The sequence below is a fragment of the Nitrincola lacisaponensis genome, assembly GCF_000691225.1.
Lineage (GTDB): Bacteria > Pseudomonadota > Gammaproteobacteria > Pseudomonadales > Balneatricaceae > Nitrincola > Nitrincola lacisaponensis.
The window spans coordinates 1-11441 of record NZ_JMSZ01000017.1 but is presented as its reverse complement, the minus strand read 5'-3'; the positions used below and the strand labels follow the sequence as shown (position 1 = coordinate 11441).

At 53.0% G+C, this 11441-nt stretch carries 9 protein-coding genes; 7 read left to right on the top strand and 2 right to left on the bottom strand.

Going from position 1 to position 11441, the window contains the following annotated elements; genetic code table 11:
• On the bottom strand, nt 1–317 hold a 317-nt coding region (locus ADINL_RS07160), incomplete at its 3' end, for an STN domain-containing protein (protein WP_036545705.1).
• A gap of 173 nt (nt 318–490) precedes the next feature.
• On the opposite strand from ADINL_RS07160, the gene ADINL_RS07155 reads away from it, so the two are divergent.
• The 7 genes from ADINL_RS07155 to ADINL_RS07125 all read left to right on the top strand — a co-directional run bounded on the left by ADINL_RS07155 (nt 491) and on the right by ADINL_RS07125 (nt 10156).
• Nucleotides 491–3232, top strand: coding sequence for a TonB-dependent receptor (locus ADINL_RS07155; protein WP_084154427.1), 2742 nt, complete (start codon nt 491–493; stop codon nt 3230–3232).
• Between the two features lie 139 nt (nt 3233–3371).
• Entirely contained in the window at nt 3372–3884 is a 513-nt protein-coding gene (locus tag ADINL_RS07150; protein ID WP_036545703.1) for an RNA polymerase sigma factor, read from the top strand.
• Between the two features lie 106 nt (nt 3885–3990).
• Complete coding sequence (locus ADINL_RS07145) at nt 3991–4959, top strand: FecR family protein (RefSeq protein ID WP_036545701.1); 969 nt, start codon at nt 3991–3993, stop codon at nt 4957–4959.
• Nucleotides 4960–5087: 128 nt separating this feature from the next.
• Nucleotides 5088–7781, top strand: coding sequence for a TonB-dependent receptor (locus ADINL_RS07140; RefSeq protein WP_084154426.1), 2694 nt, complete (start codon nt 5088–5090; stop codon nt 7779–7781).
• A 169-nt stretch (nt 7782–7950) separates the two neighbouring features.
• Nucleotides 7951–8547: a biliverdin-producing heme oxygenase gene (locus ADINL_RS07135; RefSeq protein WP_036545699.1), complete on the top strand. Its 597-nt coding sequence runs from the start codon at nt 7951–7953 to the stop codon at nt 8545–8547.
• 149 nt (nt 8548–8696) lie between these two features.
• On the top strand, nt 8697–9215 hold the full coding sequence (locus tag ADINL_RS07130; RefSeq protein ID WP_036545697.1) for a sigma-70 family RNA polymerase sigma factor: 519 nt from the start codon (nt 8697–8699) through the stop codon (nt 9213–9215).
• A complete protein-coding gene (locus ADINL_RS07125; RefSeq protein ID WP_036545694.1) occupies nt 9212–10156 on the top strand; it encodes a FecR domain-containing protein in 945 nt (314 codons plus the stop codon). The genes ADINL_RS07130 and ADINL_RS07125 overlap by 4 nt, the downstream gene beginning before the upstream one ends.
• Before the next feature lie 73 nt (nt 10157–10229).
• On the opposite strand, the gene ADINL_RS16440 is transcribed toward ADINL_RS07125, so the two are convergent.
• Nucleotides 10230–11441 (bottom strand): TonB-dependent receptor domain-containing protein (locus ADINL_RS16440; protein ID WP_036545690.1); only part of this gene is annotated, 1212 nt, incomplete at its 5' end.

The following is an 11441-nucleotide window of genomic DNA, read 5'->3' as shown; positions in this document are numbered from 1 at the left end:
CCATCCGGTTGTAATTGTGCTACCAGGCCTGTGCCTGCCAGCAGTTGACTCAGGGCCTCTGTCGCTGAATATTGCCCGCGTAAGCCGACTGTACTATGACCACGCAGTACAGCCGCATCGGCATACACCACCCGTCCGGATTCCAGACCAAACTGTCGCAACGCCTGATCCAGCTGACCTGCCGGAATATCAAAAGCCTGTACAGGAGAAGCAGCAACCTGTGCTTGTGTCACCAGCGGTTGCAGCAGCATCGCGGCTGTGCCGAGTTGCACAGCAAGCACCAGGGTTCTTAGCTTTGATCGTCCGGGGTGTTGCATAGAGGCTCCTGTCGTTTTGGCGGTTGTTGATACTGGCTATACCGCAGCAAACGAAAAAACCCTCAAACTAAATGCAAATCATTTATATTAAAATTTATAATTTTTATTGAGGGATAGCACATCTCATACGTTTCAAGAGCACACACTTTGTAAATGGAGCGTCCTGACAGACTATGAAAACACTCTCAATATCTCCGCTGATGTTGTCCATACAGCTCGCTTTAGCCGTGGCTGGCGGAATAACCTCAACCTCTATACTGGCTCAAGATGGAACCGGTGGCATTGCCGCCCAATCATCACAGCAGTTCGAAATAGCGGCAGGAAGCCTGGATCGTGTCCTGAGTCAGTTTGCGCTGGATGCAGGTATTGGCCTGTATATGGATGCCAGCCTGTCTGCTGGAAAGCAGAGTGCCGGGTTGCGCGGCAGTTACAGCATTGATGCCGGCCTGATGCAGATACTGAGCCAAACAGGTCTGATCGCCCAGCGTCAACGTGATGGCAGTTATCAACTGCTGGAATCCGAATCATCCGCGACCCATCAGCTACCAGCAGTCCTGGTGGAAGGTGCCCGCTACACTGAAAGTGATCTGCAATACCACGAGCCCCGCTCAGTCAGTGTGATCACCCGTGAACAAATAGACCAACGCCCTCCCAGGCATGCTGCGGATATGCTGGAGCAAACCTCTGGCATCTACTCGGCGGTGAACCAGCGTGATCCCGGACTCTCTGTCAATATCCGGGGTATTCAGGATTATGGCCGGGTGAATATGAACATTGACGGCATGCGCCAAAACTTCAGCATTAACGGTCACCAGCAACGTAATGGCGTTATATTTATTGATCCTGAGCTGATTGAAAGCATCCAAATCGACAAGGGCGCCGTGTCACAACTGGGCAGTGCCGGTACCTTAGGTGGAATCGCTACCTTTAATACAATCAACGCATCGCAATTCCTTGAACCTGGTAAAATCTTTGGTGGACGCCTGCGTGCTGGGCATGGCATCGGAAATCTGAGCAATGGTACGTTTTTTAACGGTAGCGCAGTGTTCGCAATGGGTAACGAACAAGCGGATGTACTGGTTGGATGGAGTGAACGGAATTTTGGAAACTATTACGCAGGCACCAACAACCCGGACAATCTGGGCAGCAATATACGTGGTAGAGACCTGAACCCAGAAGCCTGGGAAGACTGGCTCACGTCAGAAGTAGAATATATGGACAGCGTCACCCGCTCCCAGATCATTAAAATCGGTACCCAACTGGCGGAAGATCAGCGGTTGCAATTCAGCTATCTGGAAACTGATACTGACAGCAAAGACGCCTGGACCTACATGAATTCAGATACCAACCGCTACTACTATCGTCATACCGGCTCTACGGATGCCAACAGCAGAAGTGCCGCCCTGGACTATAGTTTCAACCCCAATCAGCTTATTGATTTGAATGCCAAGCTCTATCTTGTCAAAACGGGTGTGGATAAGTGGAGCGCAGAGAGTACCGCCAGCCAAAGTAGCGGTAACTGGTACCCGGATTACACCGATCGTGTTGAAACCGAAACCTGGGGCTTACAGCTGGAAAATACCTCTCTCTTTTCAATAGGCCAGCAAGGCATGTTAAGCCTGAACTATGGCGGTGAGCTGTATCGTGATCAATTCAGCTCTTCGACAACACGTCAACAGGCCGTCAATGAAACTGTTTTACCCTACATACCCGGTGGCGCGAATCCTGAAGGCACCCGTTGGATGGGAAGTCTGTTTGGGCATATCGATTATCAGCACGGTGACTGGTTAACGATTGATGCGGGATTACGCTATGATCGATACCGGCTGCAAGGTGAAGCTGGCATGACGTTATGGATGTACAAAGATGGGCAGTTTCAATCCGGTACCGGGCGTGAACAACAACATCTGATATTCGATGTCGACCAGGAAGCTGGTCGCTTATCTCCCTCGCTGGGCATTGCCATAAAACCCGGGGTGGATTGGTTACAGCTATACACCCGCTGGGGGAAAGGATGGCGTCCACCTACCACAACCGAGTCCTTTATGTCAGGCAGACCTCATGCAGGCAGTAGTTCTCAGGTGGTCTATCCAAACCCCTATCTTGAAGCAGAGCGTTCTCAAAACTGGGAGTTAGGCTTTAATGTTTTTACAGAGTCCATGCTAACCCCACATGATCGACTGGGCATTAAAGTGGCGTATTTTGATACCCGTATCGATAACTTTATCTTTATGGATACCAACGCCAGCGTCCCCGGCGGAACCGTTGGCGGCATCAGTATGGGGCGTTCAGCCTATCAGAACAACCAGGAAGAGACCCGCTTTCGCGGCATCGAGTACAACCTTGATTATGATACTGGCAATTACTATGCCCAGCTGAATTACACCCAGATGCTTGGCAGCAACAATTTCTGCTCAAAAGAGTTCTACATTGGCGGCGCACAGGAGCTGGTACAGGTAGGAACCGAACCTGGCTTCATTCAGGTCGGTCCGATTCAGATTCCAGTAAATATTCCCATCTACGAGGCACGTCCCAACGATGCACTGAACAATCTGGTCACCTGCGGTCACATCATGGGTAATGCTTCCTATATGCCTGCTGATCGCGGCTCATTGACGCTGGGGACGCGGTTGCTTGATCTACGCCTGGATATGGGTGCGCGTATGCGTTACAGCCCCGGTAATGGCGAACATCTGGACGGTAGTTGGGCCGGTTCTCTACTGGATAAAGCTCTATGGCCTCGCTACAAGGTCTATGACCTCTATGCCAACTTCCGTGTGACACCGGCATTGAACCTGACTCTGGCAATGGAAAATGTCACCGATGAAGCCTATTTCGTTGCGATGGGGGATGTAAACAACCTGTCGCTGGCACGAGGTCGCACGCTGACGGGCATGCTTGAGTACCGCTTCTAAGGAATGGGGGGGCAGTTTGATGCCCCCCTACTCGTTAAAATGGCACGGTGGTTACCGCATTGAAGTCACTCTTATTGAAAATGCTTCTCAATAAAAATACTATACTGCTTTCTTCTTGCCCAAGATCAGGAAAGCGCGATTGTCGAACCTGGATATCAAAAGCCTGTTCCAGATGCACGCCAAGGCGCTGCACAGCTTTCTGCTGCGCAAAAGTCGCGACCCGCAACTGGCTGCCGACCTTACACAGGAAAGCTTCTTGCGCCTTGCCGAGCAGCGCGGTGGTGAACACATCACTAATTCACCCGCCTATCTCTATCGTACGGCCAACAACCTGCTGATCGACCACCAACGCCAACAGTTGCGACACAAAACCGACCTGGTAACTAATGACGTGTTGGCCGAAGTGGAATCGGGTAACCGCTCGCTGGAAGAAATCACCGAAGCACACAGGGAAATCGAACGGCTGCAACGTGCTATTGCCGAGCTGCCACTGCGTACACAGGAAATCTTTCGTCTTAACCGTATTGAAGGCCTCACCCACGCCCAGGTAGCCCGTGAACTGGGTATTTCCGAGAGTTCAGTACAGAAGCACCTGGCCCGCGCCCTGGCACATGTGATGGCGAGACTCGCTGAGGTTGACGTACGCCCATGAGTCGACATTACGGTAAAATCCGTGTTGCACGTCATTACTTAAGACGGTGCAATATAAGCAAACAGGCTGCGCCTCTACCACCCATAACGAGAGCTGAGAGTTGAACGTGATTAGCCAGGACCCAGATGAGCAGAGCATCCGCGAGGCGGCCGCTGAATGGGCGATTTACCTCAGCGGCAGTGAGCCAGACGCGGCACGACAGAAAGCCTTGCAGCAATGGCTGCGCTCCGACCCACGCCACGCTGAAGCCCTGGCTTTTGCTCAGCGTACCTGGGAGGCCCTTGGCACCCTGCCAAACGAACACCGCACTAAACACCCGATACCGCTCCCAACTAAGCAGTTAGCACCTGCGACTCGACACAGTGTACGACCACGTCGATGGGCCATTGCAGCCTGCCTGTTGCTGCTACTCGGTGGACTCGGTTTGAATCAGGGTGAGCACTTGATGTTGCCACTACTGGCCGATCATCGCACCTCAAGCGGTGAGGTGCGCCACCTCACACTACCCGATGGCAGTGAAGTGACTCTGGATAGCGGCAGTGCTATTCGTCTGGATTATTCTGACCAGCAGCGCCAAGTTAAACTACTCGCTGGCACAGCGATTTTTCAGGTCGCATCACAGCCCGACAGACCCTTTGTTGTCATGACTGCCGGTGGTACCGCACAAGCCTTGGGCACACGTTTTGTAGTACAGCGAGAGGATGGAGCACGCGCCTGGGTCGGGGTACTGGAACATGCAGTACAGGTCAGCATTGACGGCCAACACCAGCGCCTGCATGAGGGGGAGAGTGTGCAGTACGGACCTGCCGGCATCACCCCCATGCCACTCAACCTGCAACATGCGACCAGTTGGCAACGTGGAGTGCTGGTATTCGACCGGGTGCCCTTGGCGCAGGTGATAGAACAACTCAATCGTTATCGTCCAGGACACATTCTGCTTGCCAGTGATAAGCTGGGCAGACGTGAAGTCAGCGGTGTGTTCCAACTCGACGCGCTAGACGATGCCTTGTCTACGCTGACTCATGAAATGCAGCTGCAACATACACAGTGGCTGGCACTAAGCCTGATCTACTGATTTTCCACCATGTCACCATTCATGTGACACAAAAAAATTCACATTGGTTTACTGACTTTATCCGAGTTATACGTCTTTGTTACTAGTGATTATTGTTTTTATTATCATTAAATAACCTGGAATCCGTTATGAGCCAACGCAAGCACCCCTTATCACCCTCGCTGCGCCGTCCACCTTTGGTATCGCTACCGAGTGGCATCGTCCTCGGCATGGCTCTGGCCCTGAGTAACACTGTATCTGCCACTGAACCACAGAACACGGCTGTATCAGTACAACGCCAGATGCTGGAATTCAATATCGCCGCACAGCCGCTTGACCGCGCCGCATTGGCCTTTGCTGAGCAAGCAGGCCTGCAAGTTTTCTTCGATAGCGCCCGCCTGCAAGGCTTGTCTAGCCGTGGATTACAAGGACGCTACACAGTCGATGAGGCCATCCGCGAGCTATTGGGCGCAACACCCGTGAGCTACCACTTCAGTGGGCCTAGACAGATAACACTGAGCCGCAGTGTCCAGACTGATGATCAAGCTATTCAATTACCGACCATTACGGTTGTGGATGAAGGTGCCCGCTACACGGCAAGTGATCTGCAATACCACGAGCCCCGCTCAGTCAGTGTGATCACCCGGGAACAAATTGAACGTACCCCCCCTCGCCATGCAGCAGATATGCTGGAAGAAAGTACAGGCGTCTATACCGCTGTCAGCCAGCAAGATCCAGGCCTGTCCGTTAATATTCGAGGTATTCAAGACTACGGCCGAGTGAATATGAACATTGACGGCATGCGCCAGAACTACCAACAGAGTGGCCATCAGCAGCGCAACGGCACCATGTACGTCGACCCCGAGCTACTTGGCGGAGTGACCGTGGAAAAGGGCGCTAGCTCAGGCATGGGTGGAGCTGGGGTGATCGGTGGTGTTGCCGAATTCAGTACGCTTAATGCACGCGACTTCATCCACGAAGGCAAGGAGTTTGGCGGTCAGTTCCGTGCCACCAGCGGCCTCGGTGACTATGCCAACGGCACCAACTTTATTGGCAGCGGCGTCTTCGCAATGGGTAATGATATTGGTGACTTTCTGATTGCTGCCAGCGAACGGCATCTGGGTGATTTCGACCCTGGTACCAAAGGCAGTATCGGTGAATTACGTACAGGTTCCTGGAGCAACCCGGATATCGAGGATCGCATCAAGAATTCTCCCGTTGATTATTCCGGTTTCACCATGCGCTCGCAACTAGCCAAACTGGGACTGAATCTTCCACACGATCAGCGGATGCAGTTCAGCTACCTGCGTACCCAGGTGTCCTATGACGACGCCAACATGCTGGATACCGATAATGAGGCGCTCTGGGAAAAACTGGGTGACAGCAATATCGTCTCGCAGAATTTTGCGCTGGATTACAACTATGCTCCAGACAACCCGCTGATCGACGTTAAGGCCAAGCTTTACCTCGTCGACACCCGTAATGACCAGAGCAACCTGGCTCGGGGCAGCAGCCAGGCGTATGACGTTACCTACAAGACCATCACCTATGGCCTGCAAGCCGAGAACATCTCGTCCTTCACCCTAAGCGAGAACTCCATCCTCAAGGCCAACTACGGATTGGAGGTTTTCCACGACAAGGTCAGTCCGGATTCCAACCAGGCTGTCGCCAGCAGTTCGGCGGTGGATTATCCTTCCGCCGAAGGCTTGACCCCGTCTGGGACGCGAACGATGGCCAGCTTGTTCACACGCCTGGACTATGAATATAGCGACTGGCTCAACCTGAATGCAGGTCTGCGCTATGACCGTTATCGCCTGCGCGGCGAAACCGGCATGAACATCCGCACCTTCATCCTCGGCACCACCCAGCAGACCAACGAGCCCCTGCTCTTCGACGTCGATCGAGAAGAGGGCCGTTTCTCGCCCACCGTCGGCATCTCGGTGAGTCCCGGTGTCGACTGGATACAGCTGTTCGCCAACTATGGCAAGGGCTGGCGACCGCCATCGGTCACTGAGACTCTGGTCACCGGTAGCCACTCCACCGGCTCGTCCACCATGTACCCCAATCCCTTTCTCGAACCAGAGCGTTCCACCACCTGGGAGGCGGGGGTCAATATCTTCAGGGAAGGTTTGTTCACTTCCGAAGATCGCCTAGGTATCAAGGTCGCCTATTTCGATACCAAAATAGACGACTTCATGTTCATGGGTTACGGCCTGAGGCGACCCGGCTACCAGCCAATCGCAACCATCGGCACGGCCGCCTACGTCAATAACCTGGAGACCACTCGCTTCCGGGGAGTGGAGTACAGCCTAGACTACGACGCGGGCAGCTACTACGGCAATCTCAGTTACACCCATATGATCGGAAACAACGACTATTGCAAGCTTGTCACCTGGCTGGGCGGGTCGATGGATGCGGTCTCCGCTGGCTCCCGACAACCGATCACCGCGATGGTGCCAAACGAAGCCAACAATCAGCAGATCAGTTGTGGCGGCGGCATCATGGGCACAGCCGAACATATGCCAATGGATCGTGGCAGCCTGACTCTTGGCGCCCGCCTGCTGGAGCGCAAGCTGGACCTCGGCATGCGTGCCCGCTATAGCGCAGGCTACTACCTAACGGTCAACGACGATGAACGGGTGGATATGACCTATCCCGCCGACTGGAAGCCCTACACCGTATATGACATTTTTGGTCGCTATCAGGTAAATCAAAATCTGGCACTGCACTTTTCTATTGATAACCTGACAGATCGAGCCTACTTAGTGCCTCTGGGAGACGTGTTAGCCTTCACTCTGGGACGTGGGCGCACTGTACAAGGAGGCGTAGCCTATCGATTCTAAGCACTCAGTACGACAGACAATATATGCTGTATTAAATTTGATGATGCTTTTTAGCCCGATGATTACGGATTTTAGCAACTCGTTCGTTTTATATAGTAGAGCTGCTGCTGTTTACCCAACAGCCAGGGCTCTTACCACAATATTCACGACATAGATTGAGAGCCAGGTCATGACCGCAACCACTGCCATTAAACCCGATAGCAAACGATCCCAGCGCTTGAACCAGATTACCCATGAGCCACATAGCCGACTCGATAACCTGGTCAAAAGCCACGAACCCTTTGCCAGTCCGGAGCGCTTTGCGCGCTTTGTCGCGGCACAGCATTTGTTTCAGTACGACCTGGAAGCTCTCTACACCGATGAACGTCTCTGCGCCTTGGTGCCAGATCTACCACAACGCTGCCGCGTACAGCAGACACGTATGGACCTTGCCGACCTGAAGCACCCTGTCCCGCAAGGTGATGACGCGATTCGTTCTCAGTCTATGGACCTGGGTGAAGCATTGGCCTGGCTGTTTGTATCCGAAGGCTCCAAACTGGGAGCCGCCTTCCTGCTCAAGCGTATGCCTGCACTGGGTCTGAGTGAAACCTTTGGAGCCCGTCATTTGGGTGAACCGGAAGGTGGACGGGCAGAGGGATGGAAACGTTTCACTGCAGTACTGGATAACCTTAGCCTGGATACAGAGCAAGAGGCTCTGGCCGATGCCGCTGCTATCGCCGCCTTTGACCGCTTTACCCAGCATCTGGAGCGCTGTTTCGCAGCATAATATGTGTTTCCTCTCCGGTGCCAGTGTCTGATAGCACTGGCACCTCGCCCGTTTGGTTGTCTGAGACTTTTTCCGTCTCTCGGGTTCACTTACCTCTCGATAATGATTATCATTAACTGAAAATCCTATCCAAGAGTGTAGTGCTTGCCATGACAGTCAAAGAGACGGCAATTCGGCAGCAACTCGATGTGCTGTATCGTGAACATCATGGTTGGTTGTCTGGTTTCCTGTGTAAACGCCTGGGGTGTTCTCAACACGCTGCAGACTTGGCACAGGATACCTTTCTACGCCTTTTGAGCAGACAACGCCTGCCTGAACCCGAACAGGCACGCAGCTATCTTGCCTGTACCGCCAAACGACTGGTCATCGATTTGTATCGTCGTCGACGCATTGAGGCCGCCTACCTGGAACAACTGAGTCAACGACCAGATATTCAGGCCCCATCTGAAGAAACCCGCGCTCTGATTATTGAAGCATTATTGGAACTGGATCAACAGCTGGACACCCTCCCAGCCAAAGTCAGACAGGCATTTCTGATGAACCGTCTGGATGGGCTGGGATATCGGGAAATTGCCGAACATTTGGGTGTTTCCGTTTCATCAGTCGAGAAATATATTGCGCGTGCTTTACATGCCTGCCTGCTGATCAGCTTTGGAGTTGACCCATGAAACACATGCCCTCCAGTGTCCTGCGTCAGGCATCCGCATGGATGGCACGGCTCAGTGCAGAAGATGCAAGCCAGACAGACCAGCAGAACTTTGAAGCCTGGCGAGCTGCAGATGTACAACATGAAGCAGCCTGGCAAAAGCTGCTACAGTTACAAGCTAATTTCGACAACCTGACCGCTCAAGGGGTGGACAGTCGCCTTCTGGATAAACGTGGAATATCCCGTCGACAACTGCTGAGCTGGGGAATGATGGGCTTGGGGGTTCTTTCTATCGCTGGCGGCACACGTACACCCTACTGGCAATCCGCCACTGCTGATTATCGCACGGCTGCCGGTCAAACCAGGATGCTACAGCTTCGTGATAACACTGAAGTCACCCTGAATACCCGGACCCGCCTGGATTTGAACAATGAAAATCATCGGCTGTTTTTAAAACTGCATACCGGTGAACTGCTGATTGATAATCGTCGGGGCTCAAATGAAGCCCTGGCATTAGAAACACCCAATGGCCACATCAGCCTGTCCAGCGCACTGTGCTCCGTTCGCTGTACCGATCAAACCACCCGTGTCAGTGCCTTTGAGGGAGAGATAACCTTCCGCACTCATGGCAGTCATCTATCGACGGATGCTCACCTGGCCCCGGGAAAACAGGTCGTTTTTGATACCGTACATACGCAACCCACCGGCACAGCAAGCCCTGCAGATGTTGCCTGGACGCAAGGACAGCTGGTCGCAGAACGGATGCCGGTTGATCAGTTCATTAGCGAACTGGCACGCTACCGGCAAGGTGTACTGCTGGCTGACAGCCGCCTGGCAAACCTGTCTGTCACCGGAGTTTTTCCCACCACCAATACAGATCAGGCACTGCAACAACTCACCCGGATTCTCCCGGTGCAAGTGAACCAAATCAGCCGTTACTGGATACGGGTGGTACCCGCTTGATTGGGCTGTAGATGTACACTCAAATGTCATCTCAGCAAAATATACAGGTGCTTCCCTGCACCTTGCTCTGCTGTTAAAAACGCCCCGTCAAACTCAGCTTCAGGGTCCGACCCGGCGCCGCTACCGGTGAGCGGGTGGTCGGATCCACGTAATAAAGATCAGTCAGGTTGGTACCCACCAACTCCACTGAAAGATTGTCATTGATCTTGTAATGGGCATAGGCATCCACCAACAGGGTTTCATCCCAACTGAAGGGCGTATTGGCAAAGTAGGTAAAGCCGTAGCTACCATCCTCAAGCCGTCCGGCATAACGGGTATAGTTTTCCAGATCACTGTTTTTATAGGCCTTATGCCAGGTAAAGCGACTGCCCAATTCCAGTTTACGATTCAGAAAGCGGCCACCCAGCGTCCAGTTGATCGACAGGTCCGGTGCCGCCTGCGCCAGCAAGTAGCCATTCGGATAGCCGTATTTAAAGCAGGAAGGTATGTGATGCGGTACATCCCAGCGGTTATTGGTCAACATGGCAGCGGTATGTTCATCACAGACCTTGTTTTCCAGGCTGTAATTCAATCCCAGACTGGTGAAGAAACCACCAGTGTCATAACGTCCGTCCAGCTCGATACCGCGTAAAAGCTGACGTTCGATATTACGGAAGTTGAAGTAGTTATCCCGCTCAATCACATCACGGATATCATTGTGGTAGTAGGTCAGTTTCAGATCGGCATACTCTGCCTTGGGAAACCAGGGGGTTAAATCCTGGATATAGGCCAGTTCCCAGTTGCGTGCATGCTCCGGCTTCACCCCCCAGGGATTCAGGGATGCGGAGAAGCCAATGGTGCTTTCAAACATGCTGGGGTAGCGCAGCATTTCGGTATAACGCAGGTACATGCGGCTGGTGTCAGTCAGGCGATAGCCAATACCAAAATGCGGTACCCAACCATGATCCTTGCGCTTTTGGGCTTCGGCGGTCATACGTTCATTGACCGAGAGAGCCTGACAACTGACAACATCATCGCCCTGAATTTCACCATTAAAGCAGGGGTGTGTGGCTCGGCTGTAGTTACCCTCGGCATCCGGACGCCAAGTGCCAGCATCATGAGTTTGTATTTCGGATGTAGGATAGGTCTCGTAAGCTGTAGCAGCAAACTGATCATAGATCGCTTGGGTGATAAACCCGCGAGCTAACGCTGCCTGTGCGGATGCTAACGACAGCTCAACCAAAGCATTACGCTCCTCCTCGCTATAGGTGTATTCCGTCTGGTAAGTCACGTTGTAATACTGATT

Coding starts and splice junctions, on each gene's coding strand:
- ADINL_RS07155 (WP_084154427.1), top strand. CDS start 491: ATGAAAACACTCTCAATATCTCCGCTGATGTTGTCCATACAGCTCGCT.
- ADINL_RS07140 (WP_084154426.1), top strand. CDS start 5,088: ATGAGCCAACGCAAGCACCCCTTATCACCCTCGCTGCGCCGTCCACCT.
- ADINL_RS07135 (WP_036545699.1), top strand. CDS start 7,951: ATGACCGCAACCACTGCCATTAAACCCGATAGCAAACGATCCCAGCGC.
- ADINL_RS07130 (WP_036545697.1), top strand. CDS start 8,697: ATGACAGTCAAAGAGACGGCAATTCGGCAGCAACTCGATGTGCTGTAT.
- ADINL_RS07125 (WP_036545694.1), top strand. CDS start 9,212: ATGAAACACATGCCCTCCAGTGTCCTGCGTCAGGCATCCGCATGGATG.